Below are 23,626 nucleotides of genomic sequence, written 5' to 3'. Positions count from 1 at the left end.
TCGAAAGACTCGTACATTTGTTCGAGAGCGAGGAGGTCTGTCATGTCCGAACCCACACCCGTTGCCGAACCCGCAGTCATCCCCATGCTGTCCTACCAGGACGGCGTCACCGCCATGGACTGGCTCATCGAGGCCTTCGGCTTCACCGAGGCGGAACGCTGGCTGGACGACGACGGCCATCTCTCCCATGGTGAGCTCGACGCCGGCGGCGGGCGCCTGATGCTGTCGGAGCTCGCGTCCTACGAGGGCCCGACGGTGCACCGCAAGCACTGCACGGCGGCGGACGCGTGGCTGTCCACACCCTGGGTGATCGACGGCGTGCTGGTCCGCGTGGCCGACATCGATGCCCACTTCGCGCGTGCGCAGGCGGCCGGTGCCGGACTGCTCTCCCAGATCGAGGAGGCCCCGTACGGCAGGCTGTATCGCGCCGAGGACGTGGAGGGTCACCGCTGGATGTTCCTGCAGTCGTGAGTTCGCCGGCGGGTCCAGCCGGGAGTTCAGTGGCAGGCGTCAGGCGACGGGAACTGCCCCACGCGCCAGCCGGTCCACGCGGCGCAGTGCGTCCGGGAACCGCGCGTCGCCGGCCATGGCGTGCACCAGGGCCGCGGCGGCGTCGACCGGCATGCCGGACGCCGTGACGTACAGCGGCTTGGCCGACAGGCCGCGCAGCACCTCGGCGGCATGTGTCGCCGTGCGGAACCGGGTCTTGGCGACTCCGACGACGACGGGAGCGAGGCCGGCGTCGGCCACGTGGGCGCCCAGCCCGAGGCTCCCCGCGGGGTCGAGGTCCACGTACCCGTCGACGATCAGCAGGTCCACCGGCGCGACGCCGGACAGGACCTGCTTCAGCGCGGGCAGCTCACGCTCGTAGAAGTGTCCGGGCCGGTACGCGGCGACCCCCTCGACGAGCACGGTGTACTCCTCGACCAGCGTGGCGAACGACGCGTCCTCGGAGACGACCAGCGCCGCCCGCGCCCCGCCGTCGTCCAGGTACTGCACGTCCACCGCGCCGTAGCGCGAGCTGCCGGTCACGGTCAGGCGTCCGAGCCGGTCCGTGACGAGAGCAGGCGGCGGAACGAGGTGAGCCGGGCCTCGCGGGCCGGCCGTTCTTCCTCCGGGGACGCCTTGATCCAGTCGTCGAGCGCGCAGTCCGGCGCGTCCGCGAGGTGCGTGCAGCCGCGCGGGCACTCCTGGGCCACGTCGTCGAGGTCGTCGAACGCCCGCAGCAGGTGCGACACCTCGACGTGGGCGAGGCCGAAGGAGCGGACACCCGGGGTGTCGATCACCCAGCCGTCGAAGGCGTCGGAGGGCTCGCCGTCCGACGGCGACACGGGCAGGGCGAGCGCGACCGCGGACGTCGAGGTGTGCCGGCCGCGGCCCGTCACGTCGTTGACCACACCGGTCGCCCGCTTGGCGTCCGGCACCAGGGCGTTGATCAGCGTGGACTTGCCGACGCCGGAGTGGCCGACCAGCACGGACACGAGGCCGCGCAGCCTGCCGCGGACCTCCTCGACGGACTCGGGTGCCAGGACCATGCCCCCGGCTGACTGGCCTGCGACGTTCGCCCGGTCGGCCTCGTCGCTGGACGCCTCCCGGCGGGTCACGACCACCTCGACGCCGAGCGGCTCGTAGAGCTCGCGCAGCGCGTCGGGGGAGGCCAGGTCAGCCTTGGTCAGGCAGAGCAGGACCGACATGCCAGCGTCGTAGGCGGCGACGACGCAGCGGTCGATCATGCCGGTCCGGGGCTCGGGCTGGGCCAGTGCCGTGACGATGACCAGCTGGTCCGCGTTGGCGACGACTATCCGTTCGTACGGGTCGGTGTCGTCGGCGGTGCGGCGCAGCGTCGAGGTCCGCTCCTGGATGCGCACGATCCGGGCGAGCGAGCCCTCGCCGCCCGACACGTCGCCCACGACGTCCACCCGGTCGCCGACGACCACGCGGGTGCGGGTCAGCTCCCGGGCCTTCATCGCGGTCACGATCTTCTCGCCGGACGTCCCGGCCGCGCCCGCGTCGGCGTCCTTGACCAGGAGCGTGTACCGCCCGCGGTCCACGCCGGTGACCAGGCCGGTCACGGCGTCGGAGTGTTCGGGGCGCTGCTTGGTGCGGGGGCGCGAGCCGCGCTTGGACGGGCGGGAGTGGAAGTCCGACTCGTCGATGCCGCGGCGGCCCATCAGGCGGGCCCCATGAGCCAGACGCCCATCAGCAGACGCCCATCAGGAGGCCGAGCCGAGCATGCGGAGCCACATACCGGTGAAGTCGGGCAGCGTCTTCGCCGTCGTGCCGACGTTCTCCACCCGCACGCCGGGCACACCCAGCCCGAGCAGCGCGGCGGACGTCGCCATGCGGTGATCCGCGTAGGTGCGCACGACGTCGCCACGCAGCGGCCGGGGGGTGATCACCAGGCCGTCGCGGGTCTCCTCGGCCTGTCCGCCGAGCCGCGTGATCTCGCGGGCCAGCGCCGCCAGGCGGTCGGTCTCGTGGCCACGCAGGTGCGCGATGCCCCGGAGCCTGGAGGGGGAGTCCGCCAGCGCGGCCAGCGCCGCGAAGGTGGGTGCGAGCTCGCCGCCCGCACGCAGGTCGACGTCGATCCCGTGGATCTTGCCGGTCCCCGTCACGGAGAGGACGCCGTCGGCAAGGGTGTAGGTGCCGCCCATGCGTTCCAGCAGCTCGGGAACCATGGCGCCGGGCTGCGTGGTCAGCGTCGGCCAGCCGGGGATGCGGACGGTGCCGCCGGCCACCAGTGCGGAGGCCAGGAACGGCGCCGCGTTGGACAGGTCGGGCTCGACGCGGACGTCGCGGGCGGCGATCGGCCCGGGGGCGACGCCCCACATGCCGTCGCGCGAGTCGTCGACCACGACGCCGGCGTCGCGCAGCGTGGCGACCGTCATCTCGATGTGCGGCAGGCTCGGCAGCGTGGCACCGATGTGCCGCAGGGTCAGGCCGCGCTCGAAACGCGCGGCCGCGAGCAGGAGGCCGGAGACGAACTGCGAGGACTCCGAGGCGTCGACGTCGACGGCGCCGCCCGGCACGCTGCCCCGGCCCTCCACGGTGAACGGGAGGTGGGTGGGCAGCTCGGCGGAGCTCGACCCGGGGTCGTGCACGGTGACGCCGAGGGTGCGCAGGGCCGCCAGCACGGGCAGCATCGGGCGGACGCGGGCCTCCGGGTCGCCGTCGAACCGGACCGGGCCGTCGGCGAGCGCCGCGAACGGGGGCAGGAATCGCATGACGGTGCCGGCCAGGCCGGTGTCCACCTCGGTGCCGCCGGCCACGGGGCCGGGCGTCACGTGAAGGGTGCTCGGGTGGTCGCCCACCTCGATGCGGGCGCCCAGGGTGCGCAGGGCGCGGATCATCAGGTCGGCGTCCCGGCTGCGCAGGGCGCCGCGCAGGGTGCCGGGCCCTTCCGCGAGTGCCGCGAGCACCAGGAGCCGGTTGGTGAGCGACTTGCTGCCGGGTATCTCGACCGTCGCGTCCAGCGGGGCGCCGGCCAGCGGCGCCTCCCATGTCGGTGCGGGCGCGGTGGTGGAGGAAGTCATGTGCCGAGATTATCGCGGACCGTGCCGGAGCAGCGGCTCTGTGTCGCCGTGCGTCAGGCCTTGACGACGGCTGCCTTTGCCTCCGCGCGTGCGGCACGCGCCTGCTGGACCCGCCAGGACAGCCCCGGCCGGCCTTCGAGGTCGGCACCCGCGATGAGGGCCGCACCCACGGAGGCGAGGTTGTGCAGGAACCGGTCGGTGCGCACGGGGCGCTCTTCCTTCGGGGCGGTGAAGGGCTGGTTCACCACGGCGAGCGGCAGCGTGAGCAGGGCCAGCGCGAGCGCGGAGGCGCGTGGCGCCTTGCCGAGTGCGAGCAGCGTGCCCGCGGCCGCGGTGGCGATCCCGTGCGCGCGGACGAGCGTGGTGACCTGCTTCTCGCTGAGTGGCTCGGCGCCCAGCGCCTGGGTGGCCAGGGTGGACCCGGACCTGGCCGCGGTCACGTGCTCGCTCGGGTTCCGGGCAGCCTGCACTCCGTCGTAGATGAACGACGATGCCAGCAGGGGTCGCGCGATGTGTCGAAGCAGCATGCCTCCACCTTGGCAGATGAGGGCGACGAATGCAGCAGGATGGCGGCACGGAAACCTTTGCGGTTCCGTGTGCGGTTCGGCGCGCGGCCCGGGGCGGGGATGGTCCAGGACACACCGGGAATTCGACGCCGGGGGCGAGGGTTGAACCCGTCGTGGAGCGATGCCTCGAGAAGGATCCGGTGGAGAGCAGGGTGATCGGCACGGTGGCAGATACGGCGACCAGCATGGTGGCGAGCGGAGCGATCGGCGCGGGGACGAACCCGATGTCGGGCGTGACCGCTGGTTCGACGTCGGGTGCGCAGGTGCCGCCCGTGATGTTCGGTGCGGTCCCGCCGCACCTGCTCGGCACGGACGTGGACCAGGTGCTGTCCTCGGCGAAGGCCACGGCAGACGCTCTGTCGGCGGCCCTGGCGAACACGGGTTGGCCGACGAGGCTAGGCTCAAGTGCGATGACTGACACTTCCCGCGAGCAGAACCAGGGTGCCGACGAGATCGGCACCGATGTCGGGGCGCGCCCCGACAAGAGCGCGAGCGAGGGTGTTGTCGGATCCACGGAAGCGACCGCGGCCGAGAGCACCACTGAGCCCAGCGCCGTGACCAGCCCGGGGACCGCCGGCGACGACGAGAGCACCGAGCGCTCCCCGCAGGAGGAGGACGCCGCGGCTCGCGCCGCGCGGTTCGAGCGGGACGCGCTCCAGTACCTCGACCAGCTGTACTCCGCGGCGCTGCGCATGACGCGCAACCCCGCGGACGCCGAGGACCTGGTGCAGGAGACGTTCGCCAAGGCGTTCGCGGCGTTCCACCAGTACCGGCCGGGCACCAACCTGAAGGCCTGGCTGTACCGCATCCTCACGAACACGTTCATCAACAGCTATCGCAAGAAGCAGCGCGAGCCGCAGCAGTCCCAGGCGGAGGACGTCGAGGACTGGCAGATCGCGCGCGCGGCGTCGCACACGTCGCGCGGCCTGCGCTCGGCGGAGGTCGAGGCGCTGGACCGGCTGCCGGACAGCGATGTGAAGCGGGCGCTCGCCGAGCTCCCGGAGGATCGACGGATGGTCGTGTACTACGCCGACGTCGAGGGCTTCCCCTACAAGGAGATCGCCGAGATCATGGGAACTCCGATCGGGACGGTGATGTCCCGGCTCCACCGCGGACGACGGCAGCTGCGTGAGCTCCTCGCCGACTATGCCGCTCAGCGAGGACTCGTCAGCCAGGCGCCCGGAGGTGCGCAGTGAACAACATCCAACCCATCCCGCACGACACCGCGGGGGAGTCCGAGTGCGAGCACGCACTGAAACACCTCTACGAGTACCTGGACTCCGAGATGACGCCGGAGGACGAGACGCGCATGCGCGCGCACGTCGCCCACTGCTCGCCGTGCCTGGCGGAGCTGAGCGTCGAGGACCTCGTGAAGCAGCTGGTGCGCCGCTCCTGCAGCGAGCGCGCGCCGGACACGCTGCGCGTACGCATCCACGAGCAGCTGACGGTCATGACCGTCGTCGAGTGACCTGTCCGTGACCTGTCGGGCTGACCGCAGGCGGGCATGACGAAGGGCCGGGACCCAATGGGTTCCGGCCCTTTCGCGTGCCCAGCTGGGCGGCTCATGGTCCTGACGGACGCTTGAGCCGGCTCAGGCGTTGGGACGCTTGCCGTGGTTGGCGGCCGAGCCCTTGCGGCTACGGCGCTTACGACCGCGCTTGCTCATGGGTGTCTCCTGACAGGTGACGGACTGAATGGGTCCATGATCCCACAGATCGCGAGGTTGTCCGGCCGCAAAGGGGTTGCCGGACGGTTGAACGCGATATATCGTGACTGAGGCCAACGCGATATATCTCGTTGAGGCATCGACGGTCCGAGCCAGTCACGAGCACCGGAGGAACCCATGAGCGCAGACAGCTGGACCGTCACCGGTCCGCAGACCATCGAGCTGGACGGTGTGACCAGCGTCGACGCCCATGTCGTGGACGGACGCCTCGACATCGTGGCGCACGACGAGCCGGTGGTCCGGGTCGAGGTGCACTCGGTGGAAGGGCGGTCGCTCGAGGTGCGTCTCGAGGCGGGACGCCTGGTGATCGAGCACGAGAGCGGCCTGTCCGGCTGGGGCTCGTTCATGAAGCGGTTCGCCGACTTCGGCGGAAAGGCCCGCGCCGACATCCACGTAGCGGTACCGGCCGGAACCGCCGTCCGGCTCGGCACGGTCCGCGGCGAAGGCCTCCTCGCCGGCACGACGGCGGGTGCGTCGGCGTCCACCGTCTCCGGCTCGCTGCTGGTCTCTCGTACGGCCGGCGACCTCAAGCTGAACACGGTCTCCGGCGAGGTGACGGTCCGCGACCACGTCGGCGACGTCACGAGCAACACCGTGTCCGCCGACGTCGTGGTGAGCGCTTCCGCCGACTCGGTCACGTCGTCCTCGGTGTCCGGGGACGTGACGTTCGACCTGGTGAACCAGCCGCACACCGTCCGGGTCAACACCGTGTCCGGGAACATGCTCCTGCGGGTGCCGGACGAGCGGGCCGTCGAGGTCTCCGTGCAGAGCGTCAGCGGGCGGGTGACCCTGGGCGGCCTGCAGTTCACCGGCGGTGGTGGCTCGAAGGTCGTCGGCGGCGACCGGTCGGCGGGCCCCGGCGTCATGCACCTGCGGGTGACCGGCGTCTCCGGTGACGTCACGGTGATCGGCGGGCCGCAGGACGCGGTCGCCGACGCACCGTCCGGCGCCGTGCCCGCGGACCAGTCGCCCGTGGAGCTGTAGTGCCCCCGGTGTTCGCCCACGGGGAGCTGCGCCTGTACCTCCTGGTGCTGCTCCTGGACGGGCCCCGGCACGGGTACGAGCTCATCACCGAGCTCACCCGGCGCTTCGGCGGCACCTACCGCCCCAGTGCCGGGACCATCTATCCGCGCCTTGCCCGGCTCGAGGAGGAGGGCCTGGTGCGCCGGTCCGTCCCGGGGTCCGGTGCCGGGACGGCGGGCGGGCAGGGCCTGCACGGGTCGCCGGGCTCACCGGGGGCCGGCCGCAAGGCCACCTACGAGCTCACCCCGGCCGGTCGCGCGGAGATCGACGCACGTCTCGACGACGTCAGGCGGCTGGAGCGCAGCGTGGCCGAGACGGTGCGCAGCCTGGCGGACGAGGTGCGGGCCGACGTCCGCGACACGATGCGCGGCCTGCGGGCCGAGCTGGCGGCGGCCGCGCAAGAGGTCCGCACACGGCCGCGTCCGGGTGCCGCTCCCGACCCGCGGCGTACGCAGTCCAACTCCCTGCGGCACGACGCCGAGGTGGTCCTGCAGCGGTTCCGTAACGACGTCCTGGCCGATCTGCGGGAGGCGGACGTCGCCGGTACCGTGTCCGCGCTGACCGTGGAGACGCTCCGCACAGTTCTCGACTCGGCACGTTCCGCGATCCGTGGGACGCTGCCGCACAGCACGACCTCTCCGCCGCGTCGTGCGGACCGAAACCCATGAATCTGTCCGAACCCCCAGCAGCTTTCCCCAATGAACGGAGCACAGCGATGACCACCGAGTCCTGGAGCGTGGCCGCCCCGCAGACCATCGAGGTCGGCGGCGCCTCGACCCTGATCGTCCGCCTGACGAACGGCCGCGCGGAGATCGTGGCAGACCCGAACCGCACGTCCGGCGCCCTCGTCGAAGTCATCGAGGTGTCGGCGCGGCCGCTGCAGATCCTCGCCGAGCACGGCAACCTCCGGGTCGCCTACGACTTCCCGGGGCTCGAGGGCTTCGTGGACCGCTTCCGCGGCCTCAAGGACCAGGACGCAGCGGTTGTCAGGGTGACCGTGCCCGCCACGTCGGTGGTGGACGTCGCCACGGTCGGCGCCGAGGTCGTGGTGACCGGGTCGCGGGCCGGGGTCAACGTGAAGACCGCCGGCGGCGCCATCACCGTGACCGGCACCACCGGGTCCGTGACCACCAAGTCGGGCACGGGAGCGGTCACCGTCGCCGAGCACTCGGGCGACGTATCGGTCTCGACGGTCTCCGGCGCGGCGTCCGTGGTGGGCGCTCTGGGCCGGGTGTCCGTCCAGACGGTGTCGGGCGCGGTGGACGTCACCGCCATCGGCACCACGCCGCTCGTCAACGCCAAGACGGTCTCCGGCCCGGCAGCGGTGCAGCTCGACGCCGGGTCCCCGGTCAACCTCCGTGCGCGCAGCGTCACGGGCAAGGTGGTCATCGACGGGGCGCAGGCGACGTCCAGCGCGCAGCGCACCGTCGTCGTCGACCACGCGGAGCCTGGCGCGGCGGCGTACATCTCGACCAACACCGTCTCGGGAACGGCCACGATCACCCGCGGCTGAAGTAGGTCGGCGAAGTAGAGCGCCTGTCCGAGGGAAACTCGGACAGGCGCTCTACTTCGCCGAACTCGCACAGGCACTGCCTGTATCGCCTGAGCCTGCGCTGCACCTCCGGCTCAGGCGACCTCGTCCTGGGGGAGGCCCAGCCAGTTGTGCCAGCCCGTGTGCAGCACCAGCCACGCCATCAGGCCGTAGCCCGCCTGGCCGGGGTAGACGCCCCCACCCTGCGCCAGGTCGGCGAGCCACTGCTCGTGCTGCGCGAGCGGCGTGTACGTGTCGACGTACGGCACCCGGCGCCGGTTGGCGACGTCGGCGAACGCGTCCGACAGCTCTGCGATCCGGCTCCCCTCCGCGGGCAGCCCGGGCGGCGGCCCGACGACGAACGCCGCCGTCCGGTTCGCGTCCGCGACATCCAGGATGTTCGCCAGGTTCAGCCGTGAGCGCGCGACGGTGAGCCCGGAGGCGACGTCGTGCCGCCCCAGGGCCACCACCAGGCGGTTCTCGACCTCGGAGTCCGAGCCGAACCGCGTGGCGGTCTCCGCCTCCCAGCGGGCGCCGAGCTGCGTGCTCGTCTCGCCGGGCACGGCGAGGGTGAAGAGCATGGCGGGCCGGGAGAAATGGGTGCGTGCGAGGACGCGACCGGTCCAGCCGAGCGCACGAGCGTCTCCGACACCCGTGGCCAGCTCGTCACCGACGACGCAGATGCGCACCTCGCGATCCTGCAACGGACTCTCCTTGCCTGTTCCCGGCAGCCTGGCGGACGGCCGGTTCCTCATTGTGGTGCACGGACAGTGGCCGAACAGTGCCAACGCGCCGACGCGTGTGCGCCCACGTCAGAACGAAGCGACACTTTCGCGGCGTCGTCAGCGCGGCGACGTCGGAACGGCGCCGTCGGTCCAGCGACGTCGACGTGGCGCCGTCAGAGCAGCGTCATCCCCCAGCGGACGGCGTGCCGCTCGCCCGGAGCGAGGTGCACGAGCCGTTCGCCCGTGCGGAACGCGTCGGCGACGCACGTCATCGGCTCGGCGGCGAGGCCCATCCGGCGACGGTCGGGGTCGATGTGGTCGCCGGAGCAGACCTGCCAGACGTCCTGCGACTCGTCCATCCAGACCGCCGCGGTGCGGCCGTCCGGTGCGGACAGGTGGGCCCAGGAGAGGCCGTCGGCGTCCCTGATGACGTCCACGTACGCGTCGTCGAGGTCCAGGCCGGCCGCGCTGCGCGGCTCACGCAGGTCAAAGGTGCCCGACGCCGGTTCGGTCCCGGTCGGGAGCAGCCGCTCGTCGGTCGTGACGCGGGTGGCCGCGTCGAGGCGGACCGTGCACTCGTCCAGGTTGGCGCCGCCCGTCGAGAGCCACGGGTGGAACCCGCACCCGTAGGGCGCCGTGCTCGCTCCGACGTTCGTGACGTCGAGGGTGACCTCGAGACCCGCGTCGGACAGGGCGTAGCGGATCTGCGCGACCAGCTGGAACGGGTAGCCCGGCCGGGCGACTAGCTCGAGCCCGAGGGTCACGGCGGAGCCGGTGTGCTCGATCACCGACCAGCGGTCCCACGCCGCGAGCCCGTGCAGCGCGGTGTTGCGCGCGGGCTCCGTGACGGGCAGCTGGTGCGTCGTGCCGCCGTACTCGTACGAGCCGTCGCGGAGCCGGTTCGGCCACGGAATCAGCACGGCGCAGTTGAACACCGGGCTGATCTCGTCCGCTCTGAAGGGCACCACGACGTCGCGGCCGTCGACCGAGTACTCTCGCAGCGCCGCACCCACCTGGGTGACCGTCGCACGGTGGCCTTCGTGGCTGATCCGGAACTGGTCCCCGGAAGGATGGGGCCTGGCCGCAGCAACGGGAGGAATTTCTGTCGTCACACTCACACCGTAACCGTAGGGCAATTTATGCCTGCGCCACGTAGCGTGAGACAGCAGACTAGGGGGTCGGGTTCTGTGATGTTCACACGACCCCGCTACGAACAGGACCTGACGTCGGGTCCACGCGGGCACGCCTGCCCGCCCCAGCAAGGAGGAACGATGGAACAGCAGGTACTCGGACGGACCGGTCGGCTCGTGTCGGCTGTGGGCCTGGGCACCTGGCAGCTCGGTGCTGACTGGGGTGAGGTCAGCGAGGGCGACGCCCGCGCCGTCCTCGAGGCCTCGCTCGAGGCCGGGGTGACCTTCTTCGACACCGCGGACGTCTATGGTGACGGCCGCAGCGAGCAGGCGATCGGCTCCTTCTTGAAGGACCACCCCGACGCCGGCATCACCGTCGCCACGAAGATGGGCCGACGGATGGACCAGGTGCCGGAGAACTACGTGCTCCAGAACTTCCGGGAGTGGACCGACCGGTCCCGCCGGAACCTCGGCGTCGAGCGGCTGGACCTGGTGCAGCTCCACTGCCCGCCCACGCCCGTCTACTCCTCGGACGCGGTCTACGACGCGCTCGACCAGCTCGTGTCCGACGGCGCGATCGCCGCCTACGGTGTGAGCGTCGAGAAGACCACGGAGGCGCTCGAGGCCATCGCGCGGCCGAACGTCGCCAGCGTGCAGATCATCCTCAACGCGTTCCGGCTCAAGCCGCTCGACGAGGTGCTGCCGGCGGCCTCCGCCGCGGGCGTCGGCATCATCGCGCGCGTGCCGCTCGCGTCCGGCCTGCTCTCCGGCAAGTACACCAAGGACACGGTGTTCGCCGAGAACGACCACCGCACCTACAACCGCGACGGCGCCGCGTTCGACGTCGGCGAGACGTTCTCCGGCGTGCCCTACGAGGTGGGGCTTGAGGCCGCCGCCCGGTTCACCGAGCTGGCGAAGGAGTTGGTCGGCGAGAGCCTGACCCCCGCGCAGGCGGCGATCGCCTGGGCCTGGCAGCGTCCGGGCGTCTCCTCCGTGATCCCGGGGGCGCGCAACGTCGAGCAGGCCCGCGCCAACGCCGCGGCCGGTCACGCGGAGACGCTGGGCCCGCTCTTCATGTCCGGCGTGCGGGAGATCTACGACGAGATGATCAAGGAGCACGTCCACGACAAGTGGTGACGCGTAGGACCGCGAAGTAGAGCGCCTGTCCCGCTCCCGCACGAGGTGAGCCTCGTGGGAAGTGGGACAGGCGCTCTACTTCGCGGTCTGGTCCGGACGGAAGACGCAGAACTCGTTGCCCTCCGGGTCAGCGAGCACGTCCCAGAACACATGCGGGTCCGGGGAGTCCGCACGCGCCATGAGCAGCGTGGCTCCGGCGTCGAGAAAGTTCTCGGTCTCGCCCCACACGTCCCAGTGGATGCGGTTCTTCACGGTCTTCGGCTCGGGGACGGGGATGAAGAGCATCAGCCAGGGCAGCCCCCTGCCTGGTTCCAGCTGGTACCACGGCCGGTCGGAGTACCGCTTCGGCTCCAGGCCGAACCGCTCTCCCCACCAGCTGCTCGCCGCCGCCGGGTCGGCGCAGTCCACGACCAGCGCGTAGAGACGATAGTCGCCCACCGTCGCCGCCCGGCGCGGGAACGCGCAGAGCTCGCCGCCCTCGGGGTCGCGCATGACCGTCCAGTCCTCGCGCGGGACCTCCGGCGTGGCGCCGAGCGCCCGGAGCTCGTCGACGGTGGCGTGCAGGTCCAGGTGCACCCGCTGCTTCACGGTGCGCGGCTCGGGGACCTGGTTGATCCAGACCGTGTGCTCCGGGACGTCGTCCTCGAGCACGAGGTCGGCCGCGGAGTCGCCGGCCGGCCGCGACCGGAGCCCCAGGGCCGCTGACCAGAAGGCGGCGAGCGTCGGCCCGTCCGTGGCGTCGATCACCAGGTCCTTGAGGGCTGCGTCTACCATCACGCCAGCGTACGGCGACCGACGTCGGCCCGGGAGAGCACGAGAGGCGGGCATCCCCGAAGGGATGCCCGCCTCTCTCTAGAGCTAACTGTCAGCCGCGCGTGAAGGCCTGCTCGAGGAGCGTCTTCTGCTGCGCCTGGTGCAGCTTGGCGGTGCCGGCGGCCGTCGATGCCGACGCCGGGCGGGAGACCACCTTGACGTACGGCATGTCCAGCGGCAGGGCCAGGTGGATGAAGCCCCACGCACCCTGGTTCTGCGGCTCGTCCTGCACCCAGACCAGCTCGGCGCCGTCGTACTTGGCGAGCTCCGCGCGGATCTGTGCCTCCGGGAACGGGTACAGCTGCTCGAGGCGCACGATGGCCACACCCTCGTCGCCGCGCTTGGTGCGCTCGGCGAGCAGGTCGTAGTACACGCGGCCCGTGCACAGGAGCACACGGTTCACTTTGGCCGGGTCGGCCACCGAGTCCGCGATGACCTCCTGGAACGTGCCCGACGTGAAGTCCTCCACCGAGGAGGCCGCCGCCTTGAGCCGCAGCAGCTGCTTCGGCGTGAACACCACGAGCGGACGGCGCGGACGGGCGTACGCCTGGCGGCGTAGCAGGTGGAAGTACGACGCCGGGGTGGACGGCTGCGCGATCGTCAGGTTGTTCTCCGCGCCGAGCTGCAGGAACCGCTCGATGCGGGCGGACGAGTGGTCCGGCCCCTGGCCCTCGTAGCCGTGCGGCAGCAGCATGACGACCGACGACGACTGGCCCCACTTCTGCTCGGCGGACGAGATGAACTCGTCGATCACCGTCTGGGCGCCGTTGACGAAGTCGCCGAACTGCGCCTCCCAGAGCACCAGGGCGTCCGGGCGCTCCACCGAGTAGCCGTACTCGAAGCCGAGTGCGGCGTACTCCGACAGCGAGGAGTCGTAGACCCAGAACTTGGCCTGGTCGCCCGACATGTACAGCAGCGGCGTCCACTCGGCACCGGTCTCCCGGTCGTGCAGCACCGCGTGCCGCTGCACGAAGGTGCCGCGGCGGGAGTCCTGCCCGGCGAGGCGCACCGGGGTGCCCTCGACGAGCAGCGAGCCGAAGGCGACGAGCTCGCCGAAGCCCCAGTCGATGCCGCCTTCCTTCGCCATGAGCTGGCGCTTCTCCAGCATCTGCGCGAGCTTCGGGTGGATCGTGAAGCCCTCGGGCGGCGTGGTGTGCACGTCGCCGACCCGCTGCAGCATCTCCGGCGAGATCGCCGTCTGCCAGCCCACCATCGTCCCGGCGTCCTCACGCTGGGACTCGGGGCGCTCCAGGCCGGCGAGGTGCTCCGTCTGCGGGGCGGGCGTGAAGCCCGACTTGGTCTCGGTGAAGACCCGCTCGAGCTGCGACTGGTAGTCCTGCAGCGCGCCCTCGGCCTCTTCGACGGTGATGTCACCGCGGGCGACCAGGTTCTCGGTGTACAGCTTGCGCACGGAACGCTTGGTCTCGATGAGGTTGTACATGAGCGGCTGCGTCATCGACGGGTCGTCGCCCTCGTTGTGCCCGCGGCGGCGGTAGCAGATGAGGTCGATGATGACGTCCTGGCCGAACTGCTCGCGGAACGCGAAGGCGAGCTCGGCGGTCCGCACGACGGCCTCGGGGTCGTCGCCGTTCACGTGCATGACCGGGACCTGGTAGCCCTTGGCGACGTCGGTCGCGTACGTGGTGGAGCGGGACGCCGTCGGGCCGGTGGTGAAGCCGACCTGGTTGTTGACGACGACGTGGATCGTGCCGCCGGTGCGGTACCCGCGCAGCTGCGACAGGTTCAGCACCTCGGGCACGACGCCCTGGCCCGCGAAGGCCGCGTCGCCGTGCACCAGGATCGGCAGCACGGAGAAGCCGTCGCCGCCGAGGTCGATGCGGTCCTGCTTGGCGCGCACGATGCCCTCGAGCACCGGGTCGACGGCCTCGAGGTGCGACGGGTTGGCCGCGAGGTAGACGCGCGTCGTGGCGCCGGACTCCGACGTGAAGGTGCCCTCGGTACCGAGGTGGTACTTCACGTCACCCGAGCCCTGGACGCTCTTGGGGTCGAGCTGGCCCTCGAACTCCTTGAAGATCTGGCCGTAGCTCTTGCCCGCGATGTTCGCCAGCACGTTGAGGCGGCCACGGTGGGCCATGCCGATGCCGACCTCGTCGAGGCCGCCCTCGGCTGCCCGCGAGAGGATCGCGTCGAGCAGCGGGATCAGGGACTCGCCGCCCTCGAGGGAGAAGCGCTTCTGCCCGACGAACTTGGTCTGCAGGAACGTCTCGAACGCCTCGGCGGAGTTCAGGCGGCGCAGGATGCGCAGCTGGTCCTCGCGCGGCGTCTTGGCGTAGCCCGCCTCCAGGCGCTCCTGGAGCCACTTGCGCTGACCCGGGTCGGCGATGTGCATGTACTCGATGCCGATGGTGCGGCAGTACGAGTCGCGCAGCAGGCCGAGGATCTCGCGCAGCGTCGCCTTGGGCTTGGTGCCGAAGCCCGCCGTCGGGAAGGTGCGGTCCAGGTCCCAGAGCGTGAGGCCGTGGTTCTGGATGTCCAGGTCGGGGTGCTTGCGCTGGCGGTAGGCCAGCGGGTCCGTGTCGGCCATGAGGTGGCCGCGCGAGCGGTACGACTGGACGACCTCGGCGATCTTGGCCGGCTTGGCGGCCTCGACGTCGGCGTCGACCGTGTTGTCGCGGACCCAGCGGACGGGCTCGTACGGGACGCGCAGAGCGGCGAAGACGCGGTCGTAGAAGCCGTCCAGGCCGAGCAGCTTGTTCGAGATGATCTTCAGGAACTCGCCGGACTGCGCACCCTGGATGATCCGGTGGTCGTAGGTCGAGGTGACCGTCATGACCTTCGAGATGCCCATCCGGGCGAGCTGCTCCTCGGACGCGCCGGCGAACTCCGCCGGGTAGTCCATGGCGCCGACGCCGATGATGGTGCCCTGACCCTGCATCAGGCGCGGCACCGAGTGCACGGTGCCGATGCCGCCCGGGTTGGTCAGCGAGATCGTGGTGCCCTGGAAGTCCGGCACGGCGAGCTTGTTGCCGCGGGCCTTGCGCACGAGCTCCTCGTAGGCCGCCCAGAACTCGGCGAAGTCGAGCTCCTCGGCCTTCTTGATGCTCGGCACCAGGAGCTGGCGCGAACCGTCCGGCTTGGCGAGGTCGATCGCGAGACCGAAGCCCACGTGCGCGGGCTGGTTCACGCCCGGCTTGCCGTCCACCGGCTCGTAGTGCGCGTTCATGACCGGCATGTCGGCAAGCGCCTCGACCAGCGCGAAGCCGATGAGGTGCGTGAAGGAGATCTTGCCGCCGCGACCACGCTTGAGGTGGTTGTTGATGACTATGCGGTTGTCGACCATCAGCTTGGCGGGCACGGCGCGCACCGAGGTGGCGGTGGGGACCTCGAGCGAGGCCTCCATGTTCGTGACCACGCGCGCGGCGGGGCCGCGCAGCTTCTGGACGTCGTCGACGGCGTCCGGGTGCGCCACGGGGCGCTCGAACGTGTCCGCGTAGTGCGTGGTGGGTGGGGTGGCGATCGGGTTCGCCGGGTTGACCTTGGGGTCCGCCGGCAGGCGCTTCTTGCGCACCTTCTGCGCCGCCTCCGAGGCGGCGGTGCCGCCGGTCACCGGGGTGGCCGACTGCCGGGCGGGAGCCGGGGCGGGGGCCGCCGGAGCGGCTGCCGGGCTTGCCTGGGTCGCACCTGCGCCGGCTGGAGCCCCGTCGGCCGGCGCTGCGTCGGCCGGAGCCTTCGGAGCTGCCGCCGGTGCGCCGTCCTTGGTGGAGCCGTTCTCGCCGGGGGTGTAGTCGGCGAAGAAGTCCCACCACGCGGGGTCTACCGCGTTCTTGTCCTTGAGGTACTGCTGGTAGAGCTCGTCGACAAGCCATTCGTTGGCTCCGAATGACGAGCTCGCCACGCTGATCGACTCTGAACCAGCCTTAGGGGACACGCGCGGATCGCCCACCTTCACCACAGTTGCGTTCGTCGCGCGCCGCCCTTGTCGCAGCACGCGAAGCCCGAATGTTTTCGGACCCTCCAAGGGTAGGCCCTTCTGGCCCGCCGGTGGGCTTGGCCGCGTGGGCCCTGCGGGGCGCGACGACGCCAAAGAAGTTGGTTCGTCATGTTTATCGCACGCTGAGCAAAACCCGGGCAACATTCGGCCTGGAAGTCCCCAACGCGGCGTTACGGGGCTCCGTGTGAGGCAGACAATCTTTGGCGCGTGTGACAGAAATCACGCGACTCCGTCTCACGCTCTGACCGCTCGCGCCCCTAGGCTTCTCGGTTTCTCACCGGAAACTACCCGATCAGTCCGTATGCGATCAGTCCGTGTGCGTGGTCGAGACACCCGGTGCCGGGTGCGCCCGCGCCGGGAGGGTGACCCGCATCGTCGCCCCCCGGTCGGAGTCGACCACCTGGACGTGCCCGCCGTGCAGCTCGACCGCCCAGCGGACGATGGCCAGGCCGATCCCGGTGCCGCCGCTCGACCCGACGGTACTCCCGACCATGCTGCCGCCGAACGTGTCGCCCGAGGACCCGTTCCGTCCCCGGCCGTCGGTCCGATCCGCCGTCGACCCGGTGCCACGCACGAACCGCTGGAAGATCCGCTCGCGGTCGGCCGCGGCGATACCGGGACCCTCGTCGCTGACCTCCAGGACGACGTCGGCGCCCTCGGTGCTGTCCACGGGGTAGGCGTCCAGGCGGACGACACCGCCCGGCGGCGAGTGCCGGATCGCGTTCTGCAGCAGGTTCATGACCACCTGGTGGAGGCGTTCGGCGTCGCCCTCTATGGAGAGGTCCTCCGGCGTGACGTCGACGACGTAGTGGAGGTCCTTGGCGGCGTCGACCATCGAGAGGTCCTCGGCGCAGTCCTCGAGGAAGTCGCCGACGGCGATCTTGCCCACGTTGAGCGCCGAGGCACCCGCCTCGATGCGCGAGAGATCGAGCAGGTAGGTGACGAGCCGGGTGAGCCGGTCCGTCTGGGCGTGCGCCTGCTCCAGCGCGGCCGGGGTGGGCTCGACGACGCCGTCGACCATGTTCTCCAGCTGCGCCTTGAGCGCGGCGACCGGGGTGCGCAGCTCGTGCGACACGTTGGCGATCAGGTCGCGGCGGGTCTGCTCGACCGAGGCCAGGTCCTCGGCCATGCGGTTGAAGGCGTGCGCGAGCTGCCCGACCTCGTCGCTGCTCGTCGCACGGACCCGGCGGGTGTAGTCGCCGTCCGCCATGGCCTCGACGGCCTCGGTGATCTCGCGCAGCGGCGACGTCATACCGCGGGCCAGGACCTGCGTGACCAGCAGCGACAGGATGATCGCCAGGGGGAAGGTGCGGCTCGGCCCCAGGGACGCCTGCAGGCCGAGCCACGTGATCAGCACCGCCGCCGAGACCGTCACCGCCACCAGCACGCCCAGCTTGATCTTGAGCGAGCGCAGCGGGTCCAGCGGCCGCACGTCGGGGACGCGGGGTACGTGCGGTCTCATCGGATCACCGGGTTACTGGTTGGCGGGCGGCTCGAACGCGTACCCGACGCCGTGCACGGTACGGATCAGGTCGGGTCCGAGCTTGCGGCGCAGCGCCTTGATGTGGGAGTCCACGGTGCGTGTGCCGCTGGCGTCCGCCCAGTCCCAGACCTCGGCGAGCAGGCGTTCGCGCGTGAGCACGGTCTTGGGCGACCCGGCGAGCATGACGAGCAGCTCGAACTCGGTCGGGGTCAGGTGGACCTCCTCGCCGCCGCGGTAGACGCGGCGCTGGGCGCGGTCCACCGTGACGTCGCCCATCATCATGGGCGGGTCGGCCGGCGTCGTGGCCGCGGCCTGCGCCGCCCGGTCCACGCGGCGCAGGAGCGCCTTGATCCGGGCCACGAGCTCGCGCATCGAGAACGGCTTGGTCATGTAGTCGTCCGCGCCGACGCCGAGACCGACCAGCATGTCGGTCTCGTCGTCCCGTGCCGTGAGCATGAGGATCGGCGTGGGGTGCTCGGCCTGGATGCGCCGCGTGACCTCGAGCCCGTCGATGCCTGGGAGCATCACGTCGAGCACGACGAGGTCGGGGCGCAGCCGTGAGGCGGCGTCGACGCCGGACAAGCCGTCGCGTGCGACCTCGACCCGCCAGCCCTCGGCGGACAGCCGCTGAGCGATGGCCGTCGCGATCGTCGGCTCGTCCTCCACTACGAGCACGGTCGCGCTCTGCTGACCGGTAGTGGCTGCGGCCGACGCCGGACCGGGCTGCTGCGAGGCCCCAGACGGCTGGGGGTTACCAGATGACATAGGTCAATCATGCCCGTACCTACCTGATAAGACCCTGATAACGGCCTGACTGCGTGTCCGCGCGCTCGGTCGCGAGTGCGCGCAGCCCTTCCGGAGTGTTCCCGCTACGATCTATCGCACGATGATCGAGCGATATCCCGACCGAAGATCCTGGAAGAATCCAGACCCCCCGAACGCCCTCCGGAGCACGAGATGACCGGCGACTGGATCTTGGTCGCCGTCGGCGTCCTTCTCACAGCAGGTACTGCTGTCTTCGTGGCCGGGGAGTTCTCCCTCGTCACCATCGACCCCGCGGTGATCGGTGACACCGACGACTCGGAGGGGGACAGACCCGGTCGGACCCGGTCCGATCCCCAGTCCTCCGCGTCCAGCCCTCGGTCCACCCACGCTGCCCGGCCCGCACTGGGCCAGAGCATGCGGGACCGCAGCGTACGCACCGCGCTGCGCCACCTCTCGACCGAGCTGAGCTCGGCCCAGGTCGGCATCACGCTGACCACCATCCTGCTCGGCTACACGGCCCAGCCGGCGCTGAACTCCCTGCTCTCGGCGGCATTCGGTGCGACGTCCGTGCCGACCGCCGTTTCCGCCGGCCTCGCCGGCGTCCTGGCCGTCGTGCTGGTCAACGTGTTCTCCATGGTGTGCGGCGAGCTGATCCCCAAGAACTTCGCGCTCTCGGCGCCCCTGGCCACCGCACGCATCGTCGTGCCGGTGCAGCGGGTGTTCACCATCACCTTCAAGCCGCTGATCGCCGTGCTCAACGGCTCCGCGAACGCCCTGTTGCGGCGCATGGGCGTCGAGCCGCGTGAGGAGCTGTCCGGGGCCCGGTCCGCGTCCGAGCTGGCCTCCCTGGTGCGCCGCTCGGCAGAGGAGGGCACGCTCCAGGAGTCCGTCGCGACACTGCTCACCAACTCGATCGAGCTGGACACGCTGAGCGCACGTGACGTCATGACCGACCGCCTGCGCATGTCGGTGCTGGACCGGACGGCGACGGCGGACGACGTCGTCGCGCTCGCCCGCCGCACCGGGCACTCGCGGTTCCCGGTGATCGGGGAGGACCGGGACGACGTCGTCGGCCTCGTGCACCTGCGGCGTGCGGTCGGCGTGCCGCACGACCGCCGGAGCGAGGTGCCGGCGGCCGCCCTCATGGTGGACGCGCCCCGCGTCCCGGAGACGGTGCGCCTGGGCCCGCTGCTCGTTGAGCTGCGCGGGTTCGGTATGCAGATGGCGGTGGTCGTCGACGAGTACGGCGGCACCTCCGGCGTCGTCACGCTGGAGGACGTCGTCGAGGAGCTGGTGGGCGACGTCGCGGACGAGCACGACCCCCGACGGGCGGGCGCGGCCCGTGCCGCCGACGGGTCGTGGATAGTGCCGGGCGTGCTGCGCCCGGACGAGCTCGTCGAGTACACCGCGATCGAGGTGCCGGAGGGGGCCGCGTACGAGACGCTCGGCGGCCTCGTCATGGCCGAGCTCGGTCGCATGCCCACGGTCGGTGACGAGGTCACGGTGGGGACCGCGGCCGCCCGCGTGACCCTGCGCGTGGAGGCCATGGACGGGCGCCGCGTCGAGCGGGTGCGGGTTCGCTCGCTGCCCGACGACCGGGCCGACGGTGACCGAGCCCGGAACGACCGGACTCGCGGGGACCGGGTCAGGACCGACCGAACGCGCAGCGAGAAGGGGACGAGCCGATGAGCACGACCACCGCACTGATCATCGGCCTGGTGCTGCTCGCGGGCAACGCCTTCTTCGTGGGCGCGGAGTTCGCCGTCATCTCCGCGCGCCGCAGCGCCATCGAGCCGCTCGCCGCGGCGGGGGACCGGCGGGCCATCACCGTCCTGTGGGCGATGGAGCACGTGTCGCTCATGCTGGCCTGCGCGCAGCTGGGCGTGACGGTCTGCTCCACCGGCCTCGGCATCGTCGCGGAACCCGCGCTGGCGCACCTCCTCGAGGGGCCGCTGCACAGCCTCGGGGTGAGCGACGACCTCACCCACCCGATATCCCTCGTGATCGCGCTGTCCCTGGTCGTGTACCTGCACGTGGTGCTCGGCGAGATGGTGCCGAAGAACCTCGCGGTGTCCGGCCCGGACCGGGCGGTCATGTGGTTCGGGCCGCCGCTGGTGCTCCTCGCCCGCGTGCTGCGTCCCGTCATCGGCGGCCTGAACTGGATCGCCAACCACGCCGTGCGGCTGGCGGGCGTCGAGCCCAAGGACGAGGTCGCCTCCGCGTTCACCGCGGAGGAGGTGCAGTCCATCGTCGAGCACTCGCAGGCGGAGGGTGTCCTGCGCGACGAGCAGGGCCTCCTGACCGGCGCGATCGAGTTCTCCAACCGCACGGCGAGCGACGTCATGGTGCCCGTCAGCGGCCTGGTGGCCGTCGACGAGAACAGCACGCCCGACGACGTCGAACGGCTGGTGTCGAAGCACGGCTTCAGCCGGTTCCCCGTCGTGACGCACGGCGAGGACGGCGACGAGCTGGTCGGCTACCTGCACCTCAAGGACGTCCTGTACGCGACGGGGCCCGCCCGGTTCGAGCCGGTGGCCGCGTGGCGGGTCCGCGCGCTGGCCGCCGTCGGGCCCCACGACGAGGTCGAGGACGCGCTGCGGGTCATGCAGCGCTCCGGGTCGCACCTCGCTCGCGTCGAGGGAACCGAAGGCCAGGTGCTTGGCGTCGTCTTCCTCGAGGACATCCTGGAGGAGCTCGTGGGCGAGGTGCGCGATGCGATGCAGCGCCGTTGAGGTCCGGCGCCGTTGAGACGAGGGTGTCGGGAAGGCATGGACGGGTAGTGATCACGTCATGTGCAGGTCGGGCGATGTGCAGGCGGGGCTTGGCATGCGGCCCGGCCCCGGTTAGTGTCTCGTGCGACATCGACACCGCGAGGGGCCGCGGACACTCGACGACGGGGGATCAGTGGAGTCCACGGCTGTGACGAGCCTGCAGCCTGCGCCCATGACGCGCCGCGCCCGGCGCGAGGCGGAGGAGCAGCAGGCCCAGGCCCTGCGCGCACACGTGCTGCGGGCCCAGGGAGCGCGGGACCGGCGTCCGCAGGTCCAGCGTCCGCAGGTCCAGCCGACGCCGGCGCGGGCGAGCCACCCGGTGGCGACCCGGAGCGCCACGGCGTTCGACCAGGTGGTCACCGGGGCTATCGCCCGGCCCGCCACCCGGCCCGTCAGAGCGACGTCGTCCGTGCCTGCCGCGCAGCGGATGGTCTCCCGGGCTGCCGTGATCGGCACCCTGGCCGCGGCGACTATCGCCGCACCGTTCGTGCAGGGCACCGCGGAGTCCGGCGAATCGCCGTTCGACGTCGAGGCGCCGCACACCGGGCCGAACGTGCTGGACCTCGTGACACAGCCCGTCGAACGCCCGAAGACCTCCGGGGCCCTCGTCCGGGCCGAGGCGATCACCCGGCCCGAGTCGGCCGCCAGCCGGTCGCTCGACCGCAGCCCGCTGCCGGACTGCGACGTCAGCGCTCCCGTGGAGGGCACCAACGGTGCGCTCGCGGACCACTCCCTGTGCGAGCTGTGGCAGGCGGGGGAGTACCTGCGGCCCGACGCCGCGATGTCGCTCAGCGCGCTCAACGAGGCGTTCCGCGCGTCGTTCGGCCGGGAGATGTGCCTCGTGGCGAGCTACCGCGACCTGGACACGCAGTACGAGATCAAGGCCGCCAGGGGGTACTTCGCCGCCTCGCCGGGCACGTCCATGCACGGCTGGGGTCTCGCGATCGACCTCTGCTCGAAGGAGACCGGGGACAGCGAGGTCTTCTCGTGGCTCTGGGCCAACGCGCCGTCCTACGGCTGGCAGAACCCCTCGTGGGCCCAGCTCGGCGGCAGCAAGTACGAGCCGTGGCACTGGGAATTCGTGTCGGGCGTCGCCGAGAAGGGCGAGTGGCAGGGGTAAGACCTCAGAAGCGCAGGTGGGTGTTCGGCCCGAAGTCCTGGCGGAACACCGGACCGTCGCTCGCGAGCTCTGCGGCGAACGAGGGTGCCCACGCGCTGTAGGGCTCCATGGCGAGCGACTCGTTGGAGAACCGGCGGTCGTCGGTGATCTCGGTGACGCAGAAGTCCGGGATCTGCAGGCCCGTGACCGGGCCAGAGCGCTCGCACTCGGCCACCACCAGCGGGTGGTTGGCGCCACCGAAGACGTCGATCGACCAGCCGTCCGCCCCGAGCCAGACGGCGTACCGGACCTTGACGATCGGTGCCCCGCCGCGGCGGACCAGCTCGACGCCGATGCTGGGGTCCAGCTCTCGCTCCGCCTCGTAGCGGGTGCCACCCACCGCCGGCCCCTTCACCGTGACCGCCGCGAAGTCGATGTCCGCGACGTGCGCGCGCAGGATCTCCGCCGGGTCGGTGTCGCCGGTCAGGTCGGCGTCGATGTCACCGGCCTGGACGCGGACCCGGAGGGCGTAACCGTCGTCCGCCAGGAAGTAGGACTGGACGATGAGGGCCGGCGCGTCCCGGAGCTCGGCCGGGAGGTCGCGCACGAAGAACCGGCGCTCGAACTCGAAGTCGGCGTAGCCGCGGTCGGCGTCGGCCGGGGCGGGCTCGTCGAAGCGATCATCGCTCATGTGAGGTCCCTCGCCATGCTCGGCAGCTGATGCTCGGTAGGTGCTTCTCGTACGTACCGTTCCGCAGATGGTTGTCTGCGGATGATTCAAGAAGTCTACGCAACCGGCTCGGTGCGGGGCGCCCGGCTGCTCACGAACGTGCTCAGCGCCGCGGCGATCACCTCGGGGCGGCTGTCGATGCTCCCGGGCTTCAGCACGACCGGCGTGCCGACCAGGGCGATGTTGGCCGAGGCGGCGATGCGCCGGACGAACGTCCGCTGACGCGTGACCACCGCCTTCGGGTCCGTGACGTCCACGGCGAGCACCCGCCGGAAGGCCAGCCGGGTCTCGCGGACGCCCGTGACCTCGGTCCAGAGCACCTGCTCGACGCCGAGGTTGGGCAGCCAGTCGGTCAGCCCCTCGCCGTCGAGGGTGAGCACGGGCCAGGTGGGCAGCAGCAGGCGGCGCAGGACGATGAGCCCCAGGCCGGTGAAGACCAGGACGCCGATGGCGCTCAGCGAGACGACGGCGAGCGCGGCCGGCGCGGCGCTCGTCTGCGCGGCGTCGAAGCCGAGACGGGCGGCCACCGCACACAGCACCACCAGCGCGAGGATGGTCAGGGCGAGCGTGAGAACGTGCGCACGGGACGGATAGAAGTCCACGGACTCGTCGGGCATACCGGGACAGTAGCTGCACCGTGGT

General features: G+C 71.4%; 23 protein-coding genes. 10 read left to right on the top strand and 13 right to left on the bottom strand.

Annotation, left to right across the window (positions count from 1 at the left end):
• The first annotated feature begins 42 nt into the window (after window positions 1-42).
• Window positions 43-471, top strand: a complete 429-nt coding sequence (locus tag ACFO6V_RS20405; RefSeq protein WP_377138597.1) for a VOC family protein — start codon at window positions 43-45, stop codon at window positions 469-471.
• A gap of 39 nt (window positions 472-510) precedes the next feature.
• Here the strand turns inward: ACFO6V_RS20405 and ACFO6V_RS20400 are convergent, their stop codons facing one another.
• The 4 genes from ACFO6V_RS20400 to ACFO6V_RS20385 are packed head-to-tail and all read right to left on the bottom strand — an operon-like array spanning window position 511 to window position 4,060.
• Window positions 511-1,032, bottom strand: coding sequence for an endonuclease V (locus tag ACFO6V_RS20400; RefSeq protein WP_377138594.1), 522 nt, complete (start codon window positions 1,030-1,032; stop codon window positions 511-513).
• Between the two features lie 2 nt (window positions 1,033-1,034).
• The gene (rsgA, locus tag ACFO6V_RS20395) at window positions 1,035-2,171 is read right to left on the bottom strand and encodes a ribosome small subunit-dependent GTPase A (RefSeq protein WP_377138591.1); all 1,137 of its coding nucleotides are present in this window, start codon (window positions 2,169-2,171) and stop codon (window positions 1,035-1,037) included.
• A 42-nt stretch (window positions 2,172-2,213) separates the two neighbouring features.
• Entirely contained in the window at window positions 2,214-3,533 is a 1,320-nt protein-coding gene (gene aroA / locus ACFO6V_RS20390) for a 3-phosphoshikimate 1-carboxyvinyltransferase (protein ID WP_377138588.1), read from the bottom strand.
• 53 nt (window positions 3,534-3,586) lie between these two features.
• A complete protein-coding gene (locus tag ACFO6V_RS20385; protein WP_377138585.1) occupies window positions 3,587-4,060 on the bottom strand; it encodes a DoxX family membrane protein in 474 nt (157 codons plus the stop codon).
• A 449-nt stretch (window positions 4,061-4,509) separates the two neighbouring features.
• Between ACFO6V_RS20385 and ACFO6V_RS20380 the strand changes: the two genes are divergently transcribed.
• Together ACFO6V_RS20380 and rsrA are read left to right on the top strand one after the other, a co-directional pair.
• The gene (locus tag ACFO6V_RS20380) at window positions 4,510-5,295 is read left to right on the top strand and encodes a sigma-70 family RNA polymerase sigma factor (RefSeq protein WP_377139176.1); all 786 of its coding nucleotides are present in this window, start codon (window positions 4,510-4,512) and stop codon (window positions 5,293-5,295) included.
• Entirely contained in the window at window positions 5,292-5,567 is a 276-nt protein-coding gene (gene rsrA / locus ACFO6V_RS20375) for a mycothiol system anti-sigma-R factor (protein WP_377138582.1), read from the top strand. The genes ACFO6V_RS20380 and rsrA overlap by 4 nt, the downstream gene beginning before the upstream one ends.
• A 123-nt stretch (window positions 5,568-5,690) precedes the next feature.
• Here rsrA and ACFO6V_RS20370 read toward each other — a convergent pair whose 3' ends face one another.
• A complete protein-coding gene (locus ACFO6V_RS20370; RefSeq protein WP_156968370.1) occupies window positions 5,691-5,765 on the bottom strand; it encodes a 50S ribosomal protein bL37 in 75 nt (24 codons plus the stop codon).
• A gap of 177 nt (window positions 5,766-5,942) precedes the next feature.
• Here ACFO6V_RS20370 and ACFO6V_RS20365 point away from each other — a divergent pair, with 177 nt between their 5' ends.
• From ACFO6V_RS20365 to ACFO6V_RS20355, 3 genes are read left to right on the top strand one after another with little or no spacing between them, the layout of a single operon-like run.
• A complete protein-coding gene (locus tag ACFO6V_RS20365) occupies window positions 5,943-6,809 on the top strand; it encodes a DUF4097 family beta strand repeat-containing protein (RefSeq protein WP_377138579.1) in 867 nt (288 codons plus the stop codon).
• Entirely contained in the window at window positions 6,809-7,516 is a 708-nt protein-coding gene (locus ACFO6V_RS20360; RefSeq protein WP_377138576.1) for a PadR family transcriptional regulator, read from the top strand. The genes ACFO6V_RS20365 and ACFO6V_RS20360 overlap by 1 nt, the downstream gene beginning before the upstream one ends.
• Window positions 7,517-7,563: 47 nt before the next feature.
• Window positions 7,564-8,361: a DUF4097 family beta strand repeat-containing protein gene (locus ACFO6V_RS20355; RefSeq protein ID WP_377138573.1), complete on the top strand. Its 798-nt coding sequence runs from the start codon at window positions 7,564-7,566 to the stop codon at window positions 8,359-8,361.
• A 113-nt stretch (window positions 8,362-8,474) separates the two neighbouring features.
• On the opposite strand, the gene ACFO6V_RS20350 is transcribed toward ACFO6V_RS20355, so the two are convergent.
• Complete coding sequence (locus ACFO6V_RS20350; protein WP_377139173.1) at window positions 8,475-9,068, bottom strand: GDSL-type esterase/lipase family protein; 594 nt, start codon at window positions 9,066-9,068, stop codon at window positions 8,475-8,477.
• 209 nt (window positions 9,069-9,277) lie between these two features.
• The gene (locus tag ACFO6V_RS20345; protein ID WP_377138570.1) at window positions 9,278-10,222 is read right to left on the bottom strand and encodes an aldose 1-epimerase family protein; all 945 of its coding nucleotides are present in this window, start codon (window positions 10,220-10,222) and stop codon (window positions 9,278-9,280) included.
• 153 nt (window positions 10,223-10,375) lie between these two features.
• Between ACFO6V_RS20345 and ACFO6V_RS20340 the strand changes: the two genes are divergently transcribed.
• On the top strand, window positions 10,376-11,371 hold the full coding sequence (locus tag ACFO6V_RS20340) for an aldo/keto reductase (protein ID WP_377138568.1): 996 nt from the start codon (window positions 10,376-10,378) through the stop codon (window positions 11,369-11,371).
• A 75-nt stretch (window positions 11,372-11,446) separates the two neighbouring features.
• On the opposite strand, the gene ACFO6V_RS20335 is transcribed toward ACFO6V_RS20340, so the two are convergent.
• The 4 genes from ACFO6V_RS20335 to ACFO6V_RS20320 form a co-directional block, all read right to left on the bottom strand.
• On the bottom strand, window positions 11,447-12,145 hold the full coding sequence (locus ACFO6V_RS20335; protein ID WP_377138565.1) for a VOC family protein: 699 nt from the start codon (window positions 12,143-12,145) through the stop codon (window positions 11,447-11,449).
• Window positions 12,146-12,236: 91 nt separating this feature from the next.
• Window positions 12,237-16,073: a multifunctional oxoglutarate decarboxylase/oxoglutarate dehydrogenase thiamine pyrophosphate-binding subunit/dihydrolipoyllysine-residue succinyltransferase subunit gene (locus tag ACFO6V_RS20330; protein WP_417715008.1), complete on the bottom strand. Its 3,837-nt coding sequence runs from the start codon at window positions 16,071-16,073 to the stop codon at window positions 12,237-12,239.
• Window positions 16,074-16,443: 370 nt separating this feature from the next.
• Entirely contained in the window at window positions 16,444-17,598 is a 1,155-nt protein-coding gene (locus ACFO6V_RS20325; protein WP_377138559.1) for a sensor histidine kinase, read from the bottom strand.
• A gap of 12 nt (window positions 17,599-17,610) precedes the next feature.
• Window positions 17,611-18,384: a response regulator transcription factor gene (locus tag ACFO6V_RS20320; protein WP_377138556.1), complete on the bottom strand. Its 774-nt coding sequence runs from the start codon at window positions 18,382-18,384 to the stop codon at window positions 17,611-17,613.
• A 192-nt stretch (window positions 18,385-18,576) separates the two neighbouring features.
• Between ACFO6V_RS20320 and ACFO6V_RS20315 the strand changes: the two genes are divergently transcribed.
• The 3 genes from ACFO6V_RS20315 to ACFO6V_RS20305 all read left to right on the top strand — a co-directional run bounded on the left by ACFO6V_RS20315 (window position 18,577) and on the right by ACFO6V_RS20305 (window position 22,275).
• A complete protein-coding gene (locus ACFO6V_RS20315) occupies window positions 18,577-20,073 on the top strand; it encodes a hemolysin family protein (protein WP_377138553.1) in 1,497 nt (498 codons plus the stop codon).
• Window positions 20,070-21,116 carry a hemolysin family protein gene (locus ACFO6V_RS20310; RefSeq protein ID WP_377138550.1) on the top strand — a complete coding sequence of 349 codons (1,047 nt, stop codon included), beginning with the start codon at window positions 20,070-20,072 and terminating at the stop codon, window positions 21,114-21,116. The genes ACFO6V_RS20315 and ACFO6V_RS20310 overlap by 4 nt, the downstream gene beginning before the upstream one ends.
• Before the next feature lie 211 nt (window positions 21,117-21,327).
• A complete protein-coding gene (locus tag ACFO6V_RS20305; protein WP_377138547.1) occupies window positions 21,328-22,275 on the top strand; it encodes a D-alanyl-D-alanine carboxypeptidase family protein in 948 nt (315 codons plus the stop codon).
• Between the two features lie 4 nt (window positions 22,276-22,279).
• On the opposite strand, the gene ACFO6V_RS20300 is transcribed toward ACFO6V_RS20305, so the two are convergent.
• Both ACFO6V_RS20300 and ACFO6V_RS20295 read right to left on the bottom strand, forming a co-directional pair.
• A complete protein-coding gene (locus ACFO6V_RS20300) occupies window positions 22,280-22,945 on the bottom strand; it encodes a CYTH domain-containing protein (RefSeq protein ID WP_357505539.1) in 666 nt (221 codons plus the stop codon).
• A gap of 95 nt (window positions 22,946-23,040) precedes the next feature.
• Window positions 23,041-23,601, bottom strand: a complete 561-nt coding sequence (locus ACFO6V_RS20295; RefSeq protein WP_377138545.1) for an STM3941 family protein — start codon at window positions 23,599-23,601, stop codon at window positions 23,041-23,043.
• Window positions 23,602-23,626: the final 25 nt, after the last annotated feature.

Origin of the sequence: Promicromonospora alba, assembly GCF_042654905.1 — a bacterium.
Classification (GTDB): Bacteria; Actinomycetota; Actinomycetes; order Actinomycetales; family Cellulomonadaceae; genus Promicromonospora; species Promicromonospora alba.
Note: the sequence above shows the minus strand (reverse complement) of the source record. Positions and strands in the feature narration are given on the sequence as shown.